The 15170-nt window shown below is 72.6% G+C and carries 11 protein-coding genes; 6 read left to right on the top strand and 5 right to left on the bottom strand.

Going from position 1 to position 15170, the window contains the following annotated elements; all coding sequences use genetic code 11:
- Positions 1–7: 7 nt before the first annotated feature.
- From aspA to ASC60_RS15625, 4 genes are all read right to left on the bottom strand, one after another.
- On the bottom strand, positions 8–1411 hold the full coding sequence (aspA, locus tag ASC60_RS15640) for an aspartate ammonia-lyase (RefSeq protein ID WP_055551257.1): 1404 nt from the start codon (positions 1409–1411) through the stop codon (positions 8–10).
- A gap of 39 nt (positions 1412–1450) precedes the next feature.
- Positions 1451–2485 (bottom strand): asparaginase, encoded by a 1035-nt coding sequence (locus ASC60_RS15635; RefSeq protein WP_055551803.1) that lies wholly within the window; start codon positions 2483–2485, stop codon positions 1451–1453.
- Positions 2486–2599: 114 nt separating this feature from the next.
- Entirely contained in the window at positions 2600–4063 is a 1464-nt protein-coding gene (locus ASC60_RS15630) for an amino acid permease (RefSeq protein ID WP_055551255.1), read from the bottom strand.
- Positions 4064–4092: 29 nt separating this feature from the next.
- A complete protein-coding gene (locus tag ASC60_RS15625) occupies positions 4093–4806 on the bottom strand; it encodes a FadR/GntR family transcriptional regulator (RefSeq protein WP_079038428.1) in 714 nt (237 codons plus the stop codon).
- A gap of 177 nt (positions 4807–4983) precedes the next feature.
- On the opposite strand from ASC60_RS15625, the gene ASC60_RS15620 reads away from it, so the two are divergent.
- The 6 genes from ASC60_RS15620 (at position 4984) to lnt (ending at position 14139) form a co-directional block, all read left to right on the top strand.
- Entirely contained in the window at positions 4984–6315 is a 1332-nt protein-coding gene (locus tag ASC60_RS15620; RefSeq protein ID WP_055551251.1) for an enolase C-terminal domain-like protein, read from the top strand.
- A 149-nt stretch (positions 6316–6464) separates the two neighbouring features.
- Positions 6465–7490 carry a sugar ABC transporter substrate-binding protein gene (locus tag ASC60_RS15615; RefSeq protein ID WP_055551247.1) on the top strand — a complete coding sequence of 342 codons (1026 nt, stop codon included), beginning with the start codon at positions 6465–6467 and terminating at the stop codon, positions 7488–7490.
- Positions 7487–9001, top strand: coding sequence for a sugar ABC transporter ATP-binding protein (locus ASC60_RS15610; RefSeq protein WP_055551245.1), 1515 nt, complete (start codon positions 7487–7489; stop codon positions 8999–9001). The genes ASC60_RS15615 and ASC60_RS15610 overlap by 4 nt, the downstream gene beginning before the upstream one ends.
- Positions 9002–9027: 26 nt before the next feature.
- Positions 9028–10032 carry an ABC transporter permease gene (locus ASC60_RS15605; RefSeq protein ID WP_055551244.1) on the top strand — a complete coding sequence of 335 codons (1005 nt, stop codon included), beginning with the start codon at positions 9028–9030 and terminating at the stop codon, positions 10030–10032.
- Positions 10033–10069: 37 nt separating this feature from the next.
- The gene (locus ASC60_RS15600) at positions 10070–12511 is read left to right on the top strand and encodes a SpoIIE family protein phosphatase (protein WP_055551242.1); all 2442 of its coding nucleotides are present in this window, start codon (positions 10070–10072) and stop codon (positions 12509–12511) included.
- Complete coding sequence (gene lnt, locus ASC60_RS15595) at positions 12508–14139, top strand: apolipoprotein N-acyltransferase (protein WP_079038427.1); 1632 nt, start codon at positions 12508–12510, stop codon at positions 14137–14139. The genes ASC60_RS15600 and lnt overlap by 4 nt, the downstream gene beginning before the upstream one ends.
- 109 nt (positions 14140–14248) lie before the next feature.
- Here lnt and ASC60_RS15590 read toward each other — a convergent pair whose 3' ends face one another.
- Positions 14249–15166 (bottom strand): Gfo/Idh/MocA family protein, encoded by a 918-nt coding sequence (locus ASC60_RS15590; RefSeq protein ID WP_055551238.1) that lies wholly within the window; start codon positions 15164–15166, stop codon positions 14249–14251.
- Positions 15167–15170: the final 4 nt, after the last annotated feature.

Raw genomic sequence — 15170 nt, 5'->3', positions numbered from 1 at the left:
GTCCCCCTCAGCCGCGGCCCGCGACCTCCTCCGGGCTCAGCACCTCGGCGAGGCGTTCGGCGGGCAGCAGCCCCTTCTCCAGGACGAGTTCGGCGACGCCGCGGCCGGTGGCCAGGGCCTCCTTGGCGATGCTGGTGGCCGCGCTGTAGCCGATGTACGGATTGAGGGCGGTGACCAGGCCGATGGAGTTCTCCACGGTGGCGCGCAGGTTCTCGGCGTTGGCGGTGATGCCCGCGACGCACCGGTCGGCCAGCACCAGGCAGGCGGCGCGCAGATGGGTGATGCTCTCCGAGAGGGAGTGCAGGATGATCGGTTCGAAGGCGTTCAGCTGGAGCTGTCCGGCCTCGGCGGCCATGGTGATGGCCACGTCGTTGCCGATCACCTCGAAGGCCACCTGGTTGACGACCTCGGGGATGACCGGGTTGACCTTGCCGGGCATGATGCTGGAACCGGCCTGCACCGGCGGCAGGTTGATCTCGTTGAGCCCGGCGCGCGGGCCGGAGGAGAGCAGCCGCAGGTCGTTGCAGCTCTTGGAGAGCTTGACGGCGATGCGCTTGAGGACCCCGGACAGGTGGACGAACGCGCCGCAGTCCTGGGTGGCCTCGACCAGGTTGGCCGCGGTGACCAGCGGCAGTCCGGTGATCTTCTCCAGGTGGCCGCGGGCGGCCTCGGCGTAGCCCTTCGGCGCGTTGAGGCCGGTGCCGATCGCGGTCGCGCCGAGGTTGATCTCGTGCACCAGGCCGGAGGCCTCCAGCAGCCGGCTCTGGTCCTCCTCCAGCATCACCGCGTACGCCGAGAACTCCTGGCCCAGCGTCATCGGCACCGCGTCCTGGAGCTGCGTGCGACCCATCTTCAGGATGTCGCCGAACTCCTCGGCCTTGGCGGCGAACGCCAGGCGCAGCGTCTCCATGGCCGTGTGCAGCTCACGGACGGCGATGATCGTGGAGACGTTGACGGCGGTCGGGTAGACGTCGTTGGTGGACTGGCTGAGGTTGACGTCCTCGTTCGGGTGCAGGTGGCCGTAGTCGCCCTTGGCGTGGCCGAGGATCTCCAGGGCCCGGTTGGCGATCACCTCGTTGGCGTTCATGTTCGTCGAGGTCCCGGCGCCGCCCTGGATCACGTCGACGATGAACTGGTCGTGCAGCCGGCCGCGGCGTATCTCCTGGCAGGCCGCGGCGATGGCGTCGGCCTTGAGCGAGGAGAGCAGGCCCAGGTCCTCGTTCGCGCGGGCCGCCGCCTCCTTGACGGCGGCCAGGGCGTTGATGAGGTGCGGGTAGGCGGCGATGGAGGTGCCGGTGATGGGGAAGTTCTCGGACGCGCGCAGGGTGTGGACGCCCCAGTACGCGTCGGCGGGTACGTCGCGGTCGCCGAGCAGGTCGTGTTCGCGGCGGGTGCCGGAGTCAGCGGTCATGGCTGTGCGAGGTTCCTTGGGTCACGGTGGGCGGGCGGGTCAGGCGGCGGGCCGGGCGAGGGCTTCGGTGACGTGCAGGCAGCCGACCGTGATGCCGCCGCCGTGGACCGGGGTGGTGGCGAATTCGGTGAGGACGCCGGGGTCGATGCCGCAGTGGGCGAGGGCGGCCGCGGTGACCGGCATCCGGGCGCGGTCGGCGCCGTCGGCGATCTTGACCACCAAGGCCCGGCCGTCGGACAGCCCGGCCATCTGCACACCTTCGAAGCCGTCCTTGGCGAGCAGCCCGGGCACCGTGCGCATCAGCCGGGCGACGTCCCGGTCGTCGCCGGACGCCATCTCGGGGTGGGTGCGCATGGCGTCCGCGACCCGGCCCTCGGGGGTGTCCGGGGCGGCCGAGGCGATCGCGGCGGCGGCGCGGGCGAGGCCGAGCGGGGAGACGGAGAACAGCGGCGCGCCGCAGCCGTCGACGGTGACCCGCGCGACGCGCTGTCCGGTCAGGTCCTCCACGGTTTCGGCGATCACCCGCTGGAGCGGGTGGGCCGGGTCGAGGTAGTCCTCCAGGGACCAGCCGCGCAGCTTCGCGGTGTACAGCATCGCGGCGTGCTTGCCGGAGCAGTTCTGCGCCAGCCGGGAGGGCCGGTGGCCGGCCCGCAGCCACCGCTCGCGCATCGCGGAGCCGTACGGCAGGTCGGGGGTGTTGCGCAGGTCGTCCTCGGTGAGGTCCGCCATCTCAAGGATGCGCCGGGCCCCGGCCAGGTGGTCGTCCTGGCCGGAGTGGCTCGCGGCGGTGAGCGAGAGCAGTTCGCCGTCCAGCGGCAGGCCGGCACGCAGCAGCGCGACGGCCTGCACGGGCTTGAGCGCGGACCGCGGGTAGAACGCGGCGTCGATGTCGCCGGCCTGGAACCCGACCCGTCCATCCGCGGCCAGGACGACCGCCGACCCATGGTGCACGCTCTCGATCACACCAGCGCGTACGACATGGGCGAGCGGCACATGGCGGGGTTCGCGGATGACGGGGGGCTCGGCCGGGGTGTGGCGAGCGTCGTCGGTGTGCTGCCCGGTGGTGGTGTTCATGGTGGTGGTGCTCCGGTCGTCGGGGTGGTTCACAGGGTGGTTCATCCGCCTGGTTCGGATGGGGTCCGGGCCGGCCGGGCCGGTCTACCGCTCGGTCGGCCCGGCCGGGCGCCTCTACCGTTCGGCCGACGCCGCCTCGGCACGAGTGGCGTCCACCCGGCGCCTGACGCCGAACCAGCCGATGACCAGCGCCAGCACGATCAGCGGAAGCGCCATGACGGTGAGCCGGCTGGGACCACCGTCGGCCCACATCAGGACCAGGACGGAGGCGAGGAAGCCGAGGGTGACGATTTCGGTGTACGGCGAGCCGGGGAGGCGGTAGCCGGGCCGGGTGAGGTGGCCGGCCTGGGTGCGGCGCCAGAAGACCAGATGACAGATCATGATGATCGCCCAGGTGGAGAGGATGCCGAGCGCCGCGAAGTTGAGCACGATCTCGAACGCCTCGCTGGGCACGACGTAGTTGAGGCCGACGCCCAGCACACAAATGCCGCAGGTGAGGAGGATTCCTCCGTAGGGCACCTGGGTGCGGCTCATCGCCCCGGTGAACTTGGGCGCGGAGCCGGCCATGGCCATCGAGCGCAGGATCCGGCCGGTGGAGTACAGCCCGGAGTTGAGGCTGGACATCGCGGCGGTGAGGACGACGAGGTTCATCACGTCGCCGGCCGCGGGCACGCCGAGCTTGGAGAGCACGGTCACGAACGGGCTCTGGTCGCCGGAGTAGGCGCCGGAGGGCATCAGCATGGACAGCAGCACCACGGAGCCGACGTAGAAGACGGCGACGCGCCACATGATGGAGTTGATCGCCTTCGGCATGACCTTCTCGGGCTCCAGGGTCTCGCCCGCGGTGACGCCGACGAGTTCGACGGAGGCGTAGGCGAAGACGACGCCCTGGATGATCAGCAGCATGGGCAGCGCACCGTGCGGGAACACGCCGCCGTGGTCGGTGATCAGGCTGGGGCCGGTGGTGTGACCGTCCACCGGCTGGCGGCTGACCAGCAGGTAGACGCCGATCACCATGAACACGACGAGCGCGCTGACCTTGATGATGGCGAACCAGAACTCCAGCTCACCGAATATCTTCACGGAGATGAGGTTCACCGTCAGCACGACGGCGAGCGCGACCAGCGCGATCACCCACTGCGGGATGTCGGTGAACATGCCCCAGTAGTGGGTGTAGGTCGCGACGGCGGTGATGTCGGCGATGCCGGTGGTGGACCAGTTGAGGAAGTACATCCAGCCCGCGATGTAGGCGCCCTTCTCGCCGAGGAACTCCCGGGCGTAGGAGACGAACGACCCCGAGGAGGGCCGGTGCAGCACCAGTTCGCCGAGGGCCCGCACCACCAGGAAGGCGAAGAGACCGCAGATCGCGTACGCCAGGGCCAGTGAGGGCCCGGCGTCCCTCAGGCGCCCTCCCGCGCCGAGAAAGAGCCCGGTGCCGATGGCACCGCCGATGGCGATCATGTTGACATGCCGGGCCTTGAGGGACTTGCTGTAGCCGGCGTCGCCGGCATCGACATGCTGGGGCTGATCGGGCCCTTGGTCGTGGCGTTCTTCCTGCCGGAGGGACTGCTCGCTCACGCCTGCTGTCCGCCTTCCGTGAGTACGTATCACACGCCGTCCGCCGAAGCGGGGCGCACGATGGAGGTCAGGGTGGTCTCGACCCGTTCGAGGTGGTGGGTCATCGCCGCCACCGCGTCGGGTTCGGACCCGTCGGCGAGCGCCTCGACGATCGCCCGGTGTTCTGCGTTGGACTGCTCCCGGCGGCCGCCGAGTTCGTTGAGAAATGCCGACTGCCGTGCCAGGGCGTCACGGATCTCCTCGATCACCCTGCGGAAGACCGGGTTCCGCGCCGCCTGGGCGACGGCGAGATGGAACGTGGTGTCCATCGCCACCCAGGCGGTGGTGTCGGTCTCCCGCTCCATCCGGTCCAGCAGATGGGTGAGGTGATCGAGATCCTCGGCGGAACGGCGCAGTGCCGCGTACCCCGCGACGGGGATCTCGATATGCCGCCGCACCTCCAGCAGGTCGCTCGCGGCGTAGTCCCCGAAGGTGGGGTCCTCCACCGGACCGCTGGAGATGACGAAGGTGCCCTTGCCGGTGCGCGAGGCGGTGAGCCCCATGGTCTGCAGAGCCCGCAGCGCCTCGCGGAGCACCGGCCTGCTCACCTCCAGGCGACGGCACAGCTCGGCCTCGGAGGGGAGTTTGTCCCCCACCGCGTAGTCGCCGCGCTCGATGGCGCCCCGGAGGTGGCTGAGCACCGCCTCCATGGCACTCATCCGACGAGGAAACTCAGGGCCTGTCTGGCTGTCTGACAAGTTCACTCGAGGATCCTGAGCCGTACGCCAAAGCGTTGTCAAGACTTCTGATGCGGCGAATGATCCGGCCGTCCGGCGAACGATTTCGGCCAGATATTGCCCGCTTTATAGGTATATGGACTTTTCGCCCTCCAGGCCGGAGACTGCGACTCAAGGGGGCGAAGGGACGGGGTGTGACGCCCGATGACGACCGTACGACGCGCTGTGCCGAGGACGACGAGGACACGGATCACGGCACTCGACACCCATGACATCCGCTTCCCCACCTCGCGCCGGCTCCACGGCTCGGACGCCACCCACCCCGACCCGGACTACTCGGCCGCGTACGTCGTCGTCCGCACCGACGCCGGGGACGGCCTGGAGGGCCACGGTTTCTGCGCCACCATCGGCCGCGGCACCGAGGTCGAGGTCGCGGCGATCGACGCGCTGCGCCCCCGGCTGGTCGGCGCCGAACTGCCCGGCCTGCCCGGTGGCCTGGCCGGCCTCTACCGTGCCCTCGTCGACGACGGCCAGCTGCGCTGGCTGGGCCCCGAGAAGGGCGTCACCCACATGGCCGTCGCGGCGGTGATGAACGCCCTGTGGGACCTCACCGCCAAGCGCGCCGGGAAACCGCTGTGGAAGCTGCTGGCCGACCTGACCCCGGAAGAACTGGTCGCGCTGGCCGACTTCCGCTACCTCACCGACGCCCTCACCCCCGACGCCGCCCTGCGCATCCTGCGCCGCGCCGCCCCCGGCAGGGCCGGGCGCGAGGCCCGCCTGCGGGCCGAGGGCTACCCGGCGTACCTCACCTCCTGCGGCTGGCTCGGCTACGACGACGACCGGCTCGCCCGGACCGCGCGGGCGGCCGTCGCCGACGGCTTCCCCCAGATCAAGCTCAAGGTCGGCGCCGACCCCGCCGTGGACATCCGGCGCTGCCGGATCGCCCGCGAGACCATCGGCCCGGACATCCGGCTGGCGCTCGACGCCAACCAGCGCTGGGAGGTCGGCGAGGCGGTCGAGCGCACCCGGGCGCTGGCCCGGTTCGACCCGTACTGGATCGAGGAGCCGACCAGCCCGGACGAGATCATCGGGCTGGCCGCGATCCGTCGCGCCGTCGCACCCGTGAAGGTCGCGGCGGGCGAGCACACGGCGAACCGGGTCGTCTTCAAGCAGCTGCTGCAAGCGGGTGCGCTCGATGTGCTGCAACTGGACGCCTGCCGGGTCGGCGGGGTCAACGAAAACCTCGCGATCCTGCTGCTGGCCGCCGAGTTCGGGGTTCCGGTGTGGCCGCACGCGGGCGGCGCCGGGCTGTGCGAACTGGTCCGGCACCTGGCCATGTTCGACTACGTGGCGGTCTCGGGCACCCGCCGGGACCGGGCCGTCGAATACTCCGCCCATTTGCACGAGCACTTCCTCGACCCGGCGATCGTCACCGACGGCCGCTACCGTGCCCCCACCACCCCCGGCTTCAGCGCGACCCTGCGCCCCGAGGCCCTGCGGACCTACGCCTACCCCGACGGCAGCGCGTGGCGCTAGCGCCACGATTCGCCACCGAGGCCCCTCCCCGCCGCCGGGGGTATCGGGGTGCCCCCTGCCGGGGACACCGGCGGCGTGGCCCGGGGGGACGGCGGGCGGGGGGCCTTATGGTCGCCACAGCCGTTCCGTGACCTGGAGCCGGGAGCACGATGCGCACGACGCGCCACCGCCTCGCCACCGCCGCCGCGGTCCTCGTGCTGGGCTGCGGCCCGGCCGCCGCGGGCTGCTCCGAGGGGTCCGGCGGCGGGCGGCGGGTCGGGGTGGTGGTGCCGTTCCTGACGTCGCCGTTCTGGGAGGCGTACGACCGCGACATCCCGCGGCAGGCGGCCAAGGCGGGCGTCCGGGTGCTGCCGACGGTGAACTCCGACAACGACGCGAGCCAGCAGGTCAGCGACATCCGCAGTCTGCTGGCGCAGCACATCGGCGGGCTGGTCGTCTCCCCCATCGACTCCGCCGCCATCGTCACCGGGCTGAACGCGGCACAGCGCCGGCACGTCCCGGTGGTGGCCGTCGACGTGGCGCCCGAGCGGGGCAAGGTGGCGATCGTGGTGCGGGCCGACAACCGTGCGTACGGCGAGAAGGCGTGCCGCAGCCTGGGGCGGGTCGTACGGAGCGGCAAGGTGGTGCAGATCGAGGGTGATCTGGCGTCGGTCAACGGGCGCGACCGCACCGCCGCGTTCGACGCGTGCATGCGGCGCCGCTACCCGCGCGTCCGGGTTCTCGGCATCGCCGCCGGGTGGCAGGCGGACAAGGCGGCGGCCGGGCTGAAGGCGCTGTACAGCGCGCATCCGGACATCAAGGGCATCTATCTGCAGGCCGGGGGCGTGTACCTGGCGCCCACGCTGCGTACGCTGCAGCGCCACGGGGCGCTGCACCCGGCAGGCCACCGGGGCCATATCGCGATCGTCTCCAACGACGGCATCCCGCAGGAGCTGGACGCGATCCGCAAGGGGTGGATCGACGCGACCGTCTCCCAGCCGACGGATCTGTACGCCCGGTACGCGATGGTGTACATCAAGCGGGCGATGGCCGGGAAGCCGTTCCGGAAGGGGCGGACCGATCACGGCAGCACGATCGTCGAGCTGCGGAAAGGGATCCTGGAGGATCAGCTTCCGGCCCCGCTGGTGACCCGGGCCAATGTGGACGACCCCGCGCTGTGGGGCAATCGCGGATGACCACCGGACGGCCACCGCTGTGCGAAGCGCGCGGGATCACCAAGCGGTACGGGCCGACGGTGGCCCTGCGGGAGGCCGGGATCGCCGTGCGGGCGGGTGAGACCCACGCCCTGGTGGGGCGCAACGGCGCGGGAAAGTCCACGCTGGTGGCGGTGGTCACCGGGCTGGAGCGGCCGGACGCGGGCACGGTGTGGTTCGAGGGGGAGCCCGCCCCCGTCGTCACGGACCGGGCGGCCTGGCGCCGCCGGGTGGCCTGCGTCTACCAGCAGTCCATGATCATCAACGATCTGACGGTGGCGGAGAACCTGTTCCTGGCCCATCAGCCGCTCCTCCCCCGAACCTCGGTGATCAGCTGGCGGCGGACCCGCCGCCGGGCCCGCGCGCTGCTGGACGCCTGGGGCATCCCCGTGCACGAGGGCGCGCGGGCCGGGGATCTGAGCGTCGAGGACGCGAAGATGGTGGAGATCGCGCGGGCGCTCTCGCTGGGCACCCGCTTCGTCATCCTGGACGAGCCCACGGCGCAGCTCGACAGCCGGGCGACGGCGCGGCTGTTCGCGCACATGCGGCGGCTCCAGGCCGCCGGGGTCACGTTTCTGTACATCTCGCACCATCTGCGCGAGGTGTACGAGGTCTGCCAGGCCGTCACCGTCTTCCGGGACGCCCGCCGGATCGTCACCGCGCCCGTCGGGGAGTTGCCCACCCGGGCCCTGATCGAGGAGATGACCGGTGAACCGGCCGCCCCCGCCCGGCCCGGCGCCCCGCCCCCGCCGGGCCCGGGGGGCGAGGCGGCGGTGCGGGCCGTGGGGCTCAGCGGCGCCTCCTTCCACGACGTCGGCCTCACCATCAGAGCCGGTGAGGTGGTGGGGCTGGCCGGGCTCGCGGGTTCGGGCAGCCATCAGCTCGGCGAGGCGCTGGCCGGGCTGCACCGGCCGACCGCCGGCCGGATCGAGATCTTCGGCCGTCCGCTGCGTACGGGCAGCGTCACCGCCGCGCTGGCCGCCGGGGTCGGCTGCGTGCCGCGCGACCGGCGTACGCAGGGGCTGATCCCCCAGCTGTCGGTGGCCGACAACATCACGCTGCCGATCGGGGACCGGCTCGGGCCCCGGGGGCTGATCCGGCCGTCCGCCCGGGACGCGGTGGCCCGCCGCGCCATCGAGCGGCTCGGCATCACCACCCGCGGCCCGGCCCAGCCGGTGACCGCGCTGTCCGGCGGCAATCAGCAGAAGGTCGTCATGGCCCGGGCGCTGGCCACCGACCCCCGGGTGCTGGTGCTGATCGACCCGACGGCGGGGGTGGACGTGCGGTCCCAGCGCGATCTGCTGGAGACCGCGCTGCGGGCGCGGGCCGAGGGGCGCGCGGTGCTGATCGTCTCCGACCGGCTGGAGGATCTGCGGGCGTGCGACCGGGTGCTGGTGATGGTGGGCGGCTTCGTGACCGTCACACACCGGGCGGGCTGGACCGACCGGGAACTCGTCGCCTCGATCGAAGGGGTCGCCCTCGGCCATGAATGACCTCACCCCTGGAGACGGCGCCGCCCATGCATGACCTCGCCCCTGCGCGGGCGGGCCGCGCCCGGCGCGTCCTCCCGGTCCGGATCCGCGATCTGGCGCTGCTGCCCGCGGTGGTCCTGCTGCTGGTCATCGGCGCGGTCGCCAACCCCGGCTTCCTCGACCGGGACAACCTGGTGAACATCCTGGGGGCGTCCTCGGCGCTCGGGCTGCTGGTGCTCGCCGAGGCGATGATCCTCATCAGCGGCAGGATGGACCTCTCCCTGGAGTCGATCGCGGGCCTGGCCCCGGCCCTGGGCTTCCTGGTCGTCATCCCGGCCGCCTCGGCGGGCTTCGGCACCGAGCTGCCGACCTGGGTGGGACTGCTGGTCATCCCGCTGGCGGGAGCGGGCATCGGGGCGGTCAACGGGGCGCTGATCGTGGGGCTGGGGCTCAACGGGTTCATCGTGACGCTGGCGATGAACATCGTGCTGCGCGGCGTGCTGATCGGCCTGGTCTCCGGCAGGACGCTGTTCAACGCGCCCGACGCGTTCTTCGTGCTCGGCTCGCGGGAGTGGCTGGGGGTGCCGGTCTCGGTGTGGGTGACCGCGCTGTGCTTCGCGCTGGCCGGGTTCGGCCTGCGCTACCACCGGCTGGGCCGCGCGGTGTACGCGATCGGCGGAAGCGCCCCGGCCGCCCGGGCGGCGGGCATCCGCACCGCGCGGGTGGGCTGGGCGGTGCTGGTGGCCGGCGGCGCGCTGGCGGGGGTGGCGGGGCTGGTCATCGCGGGGCGGGTGGGCGCGGTGGGCGCCAACCAGGGCAGCGGCCTGATCTTCACGGTGTTCGCGGCCGCGGTGATCGGCGGCATCAGCCTGCGCGGCGGCCGTGGCTCCCTGCTGGGCGCGCTGCTGGGCACCTTGCTGCTGGGCATGCTGGAGAACCTGCTCACCCTCGCCCAAGTGTCGACCTTCTGGATCCAGGCGATCTACGGCGGGATCATCCTGCTCGCCCTGGTCGTGGCACGACTGACGACCGGGGAGGCCCAGGAGTCATAGTATTAAGGGAAATATCTTCGCAGATGGGACGGGTGCGATGGCCATCCCCGAGGGAATCGCGCCGACCGAAGCACATGTCCCCTTCGACATGGCCGATGCGGCGACGGCCCTGATCGATGCCACGGGGACCGTCGTCGGCTGGACCACGGCGGCGGAAAGGCTGCTCGGCTATCCGGCGCCGGAGGTGCTGAAGCGGCCCGGTGCGATGCTGCTGGCGGCGCCGGGGCACGCCGCGAAGGCGGTGTCCATCGCCGAACAGTGCGGTGAGCACGGCGGCTGGGGCGGGCTGCTGGAGGTCCGGCACCAGGCCGGTCACCGGCTCGTGGTGGGTCTGCGGGTCACCCCGGTCACCGGGCTCGGCGACGGCATCTGCTGGCTGATCTCGGCGATCGACGTGGCGACGATCCCGACCTGGGCGGTCAGCGGATCGCTGCTCCAGGCGTTCCTGACCCGCTCCCCCATCGGCATGGCCGTGCTGAGCCCGGACCTGCGGTACGTGTGGATCAACGACACCCTGGAGCGCTACGGCGGTGTCCCGCGCGCCCAGCGGCTGGGCCGCCGGATGGCGGCTTCGCTGCCAGGGCTGGACACGGCGGCGCTGGAGGGGAAGATGCGCGAGGTCCTGGAGACCGGCGTCCCGGTGATCGACTACGAGTACCGGGGCTGGACCCTGGCCGAGCCGCACCGGGAGCACGCGTACTCGACCTCGTTCTTCCGCCTCGACAACACGGACGGCCATCCGGTCGGCGTCTGTTACATGGGCATGGACGTCACCGACCGCTGGCGGGCCCGGGAGCGGCTGGCCCTGCTCAGCGGGGCCAGCGAGCACATCGGCAGCACCCTGGACGTGATGCGCACCGCGCAGGAGCTGGCCGAGTTCGCGGTGCCCCGGCTCGCCGACTTCGTCACCGTCGACCTGCTGGACTCCGTCCTGCGCGGCGAGGAGCCGTCGGCGCATCGGACCCGGAGCCTGCCCCCGTTCCGGCGGGCGGGCCAGGCCTCCGTCCACGAGGGCTGCCCGGAGTCGATCGCGGCCCCCGGGGACCCGGTCGCCGTCTCCCCGGGGTCGCCGTTCGCCCGCAGCTTCCTGGAGGGGGAGGCCATCTTGGACCCGGAGCTGGACGCCTCGCTGGGCGCGTGGACCGGTGACGACCCGGCCCGGACGCGGAAGGTCCGCGAGTTCGGGATGCGCTCGCTGATGGTGGTCCCGATCTGCGCGCGCGGCGCGATCCTGGGCGTGGCCTCGTTCGTCCGGACCCGGCATCCGGAACCCTTCGAGGGCGACGATCTGCTGCTCGCCGAGGAGCTGGTGACGCGCGCCGCGGTGTGCGTGGACAACGCCCGCCGCTACAGCCGCGAGCACACCGCGGCCCTCGCCCTGCAGCGCAGCCTGCTGCCGCACGCCCTGTCCGGCGGCCAGGCCCTCGACGTGGCCTCGCGCTATCTGCCCACCGACGCGCGCAACGGGGTCGGCGGCGACTGGTTCGACGTCATTCCGCTGTCCGGGGCCCGGGTGGCACTGGTGGTCGGCGACGTGGTCGGGCACGGCATCACCGCCGCGGCCACCATGGGCCGGCTGCGCACCGCGGTGCACACCCTCGCCGACATGGACCTGCCGCCCGAGGAGCTGCTGGCCCACCTGGACGACCTGATCATCCGGCTCACCGAGGAGGAGTCCGCGCAGGAGGGGATGGGCACGGCGGTGCTGGGGGCCACGTGTCTGTACGCGGTGTACGACCCGGTCACCCGGCGCTGCACGATGGCCCGGGCCGGCCATCTCACGCCCGCGGTGGTGGACCCCGGCGGCGTGGTCTCCTACCCGCCGCTGCCCGCCGGTCCCCCGCTGGGGCTCGGTTCGCTGCCGTTCGAGTCGGCGGAGCTGGAGCTGCCCGCGGGCAGTCTGATCGCGCTGTTCACGGACGGCCTCATCGAGACCTGCGACCAGGACATCGACGTCGGGCTCGGCCGGCTGAGCAACGCCCTGGCCCAGCCCGGGCTGCCGCTGGAGGAGCTGTGCTCGACGGTCATCGACACCCTGCTGACCCGTCCGCAGTCGGATGACGTGGCGCTGCTGCTGGCCCGTACGAACACCCTGGGCGCGGGCCATGTCGTCTCCTGGGACCTGCCCTCCGATCCGGCCGTGGTCGCGAACGCGCGCTCCCTCGCCGTCCACCAGCTCGCCGAATGGGGTCTGCCGGAGCTGGCGATGACCACCGAGCTGATCGTCAGTGAGCTGGTCACCAACGCCATCCGGCACGGCACCGGCCCCATCAGGCTGCGGCTGATCCGGCACGACGTGCTGATCTGCGAGGTCGCGGACGCCAGCAACACCTCCCCGCGGCTGCGCCATGCCCGTACCACCGACGAGGGCGGCCGCGGACTGTTCCTCGTCGCGCAGATGACCCGCCGCTGGGGCACCCGGTACACCGAGGGCGGCAAGCTCATCTGGGCCGAACAAGACCTTCCGGATCCGGCATGAGGCACGCTCCGGCCCGGCCCCGCCCTATCCATGATCGCCTTCCTCCCGCACACTGGAGTCCGGCCAACGGGAGGGGGGCATCCGGCGTGCGTGCAGGGGTGTGGGGGCAGTGGCTCGCCTCCCGGTGGGTGCGCGGCGGCGCCGCGGTGGTGGCGGGCGCGCTGCCCGCCCTGGCGTTTCCCGCGCCGTCGGCGTGGTGGTTCGCGTACGTGGCCCTGGTGCCCTGGCTGCTGCTGGCGCGCTCGGCGCCCACCGTGCGGCGGGCGGCGTACGACGGCTGGCTGGGCGGGAGCGGGTTCCTGCTCGCGGCGCACCACTGGCTGATGCCGAGCCTGCATGTGTTCATCGTGCTGCTGGCTCTGCTGCTGGGGCTGTTGTGGGTGCCGTTCGGCGCGCTGACGCACCGGCTGCTGCACGGCCGTCCGGGCCCCGGCCGGGTGGGCGCCGCGCTGGTGCTGCTGCCGTCCGCGTGGCTGCTGGCCGAGCTGGTGCGGTCCTGGCAGTACCTCGGCGGGCCCTGGGCGCTGCTGGGGGCGAGCCAGTGGCAGGTGGCCGCCGCGCTGCGGGTGGCGTCGGTGGGCGGGGTGTGGCTGGTCGGCTTCCTGCTGGTCCTGGTGAACGTCGCGGTCACCGCGCTGATCGTCCTGCCCCGGGCCTGGGTCGTCGCGGTGGCCGGGCTGACCGCGTGCGGTGCGGCGGGGGCCGCGGTGTGGGCGTGGGCGCCGGTGCCGCAGGAGACCGGGACCGCGCGGATCGCGGTGGTGCAGCCCGGGGTGATCAAGGGGCCGGGGCCGCGGCTGGAGCGCGGCATCGAGCTGACCCGGCAGCTGACCGGGCGCCATCCGGACCTGGTGGTGTGGGGCGAGAGCAGCGTCGGCACGGATCTCGGCGACCGGCCGCGGCTGGCGAAGCGGCTGGGCGCGCTGTCCCGTTCGGTGGGCGCGGATGTGCTGGTCAACGTGGACGCGCGGCGCAGCGATCTGCCGGGGATCTACAAGAGTTCGGTGCTGATCGGGCCGCACGGTCCGACCGGGCAGCGCTACGACAAGATGCGGCTGGTGCCGTTCGGCGAGTACATCCCGGCCCGGCCGCTGCTGGGCTGGGCCACCTCGGTGGGCAAGGCGGCCGGTGAGGACCGCCACCGCGGCACGGAGCAGGTGGTGATGCGGCTGCCGCAGGGCCTGCGGATCGGGCCGGAGGTCTGCTTCGAGTCGGCGTTCCCGGACATGAGCCGCAATCTGGCCCGGCACGGGGCGCAGGTGCTGGTCGTGCAGTCGGCGACCTCGACGTTCCAGCGGAGCTGGGCGCCCGCGCAGCACGCCACGCTGGCCGCGCTGCGCGCCGCGGAGACCTGGCGGCCGACCGTCCACGCGACGCTGACCGGGGAGAGCGCGGTCTTCGGCCCGCGCGGCGAGCCGGTGGGCCCGCGCATGGGTACGGACACGAGCGCGGCGACGATGTACGAGGTGCCGCTGGCGAAGGGCACCAGCCCGTATGTGCGGACCGGGCCGCTGACGGTGTACGGGGCGCTGGCGGCGCTCGCCGTGTACGGGGCCGTGGAGGGCGCGGGGGCGAGGAAGCCGAAGGGGCGCGCCGCTGTCGAAAAGGAGAGCGCGCGCAGGCCCTGAGGGCTCGTATCGACATGCGGCTCCGCCGCGTGGAGGGCCGCCGAGCACGGTCGACCGTAGACAGGGGCTTTGGCGCCCCGGAGGCGAACGAGCGTGAAAAAACGGGCCCTCAGGCGTCGCTCCGGTTCCCGAACCCCTCCACGTCCCTGATCACCCGCTCGCACAGTTCGTGGGTGCGCAGCGCGTCCTCCGCGCCGAGCCGCCTGCCGGTGCGCACGGCGTCGAGGAAGGCGTCGGTGATCTGCTCGATGCCGCGCTGCCGGGCGACCGGCACCCAGTCGCCGCGGCGGCGCACGCTCGGCTGGCCCTTGTGCTCCACGATCTCGGCGAGGTTGGAGACCTGCCGCTTGGTGTCCTGGCCGGAGACCTCCAGGATCTCCTCGGTGGAGCCGCTCATCCGGTTCATCACGCCGAGCGCGGTGAACCCGTCGCCGGACAGCCGGAGCACGACGTGGTGCAGCAGTCCGTCGCGGATCCTGCTGGTCACGTCGATCTGGTCGACCGGGCCGGGGGCAAGGAAGCGCAGGGTGTCGACGACGTGGATGAAGTCGTCCAGGACGAGGGTGCGCGGGTCCTCGGGGAGGCCGACGCGGTTCTTCTGCATCAGGATCAGATCGCGCGGATGGTCCAGGCACTGGGTGTACCCGGGGGCGTAGCGCCGGTTGAAGCCGACCATCAGGCTGACGCCGCGGTCCTCGGCCAGCCGCACCAGCCGCTCGCTCTGCCCGAGTTCGTAGGCGAGCGGCTTGTCGACGTAGGTGGGCACCCCGGCCTCCAGGAGCCGGGTGACGAGCCCGGCGTGCTCGGCGGTCGGGGCGTGCACGAACGCGGCGTCCAGGTCCGCCGCGAGCAGCGAGTCCAGGCCGGGGTGGCGCTGGTCTCCGGGCACCCGGTAGGTGTCGGCGACCCGCTGGAGGGTGGCGGGGGTGCGGGTGTGCAGATGGGGCTCCACCCCGGGCCGCGCCATGAGCACGGGCAGATAGGCCTTCTGCGCGATGTCGCCGAGACCGATGCAGCCGACCCTCACGATG

This window comes from Streptomyces sp. NBRC 110028 (assembly GCF_001417735.1).
GTDB lineage: Bacteria > Actinomycetota > Actinomycetes > Streptomycetales > Streptomycetaceae > Streptomyces.
This window is presented reverse-complemented; position numbering and strand designations above follow the sequence as displayed.

Bases quoted from the DNA above. Each gene is read 5' to 3' on its own strand.
- aspA (WP_055551257.1), bottom strand. From the start codon at position 1,411: ATGACCGCTGACTCCGGCACCCGCCGCGAACACGACCTGCTCGGCGAC.
- ASC60_RS15635 (WP_055551803.1), bottom strand. From the start codon at position 2,485: ATGAACACCACCACCGGGCAGCACACCGACGACGCTCGCCACACCCCG.
- ASC60_RS15620 (WP_055551251.1), top strand. From the start codon at position 4,984: ATGACGACCGTACGACGCGCTGTGCCGAGGACGACGAGGACACGGATC.
- ASC60_RS15615 (WP_055551247.1), top strand. From the start codon at position 6,465: ATGCGCACGACGCGCCACCGCCTCGCCACCGCCGCCGCGGTCCTCGTG.
- ASC60_RS15610 (WP_055551245.1), top strand. From the start codon at position 7,487: ATGACCACCGGACGGCCACCGCTGTGCGAAGCGCGCGGGATCACCAAG.
- ASC60_RS15605 (WP_055551244.1), top strand. From the start codon at position 9,028: ATGCATGACCTCGCCCCTGCGCGGGCGGGCCGCGCCCGGCGCGTCCTC.
- ASC60_RS15600 (WP_055551242.1), top strand. From the start codon at position 10,070: ATGGCCATCCCCGAGGGAATCGCGCCGACCGAAGCACATGTCCCCTTC.
- lnt (WP_079038427.1), top strand. From the start codon at position 12,508: ATGAGGCACGCTCCGGCCCGGCCCCGCCCTATCCATGATCGCCTTCCT.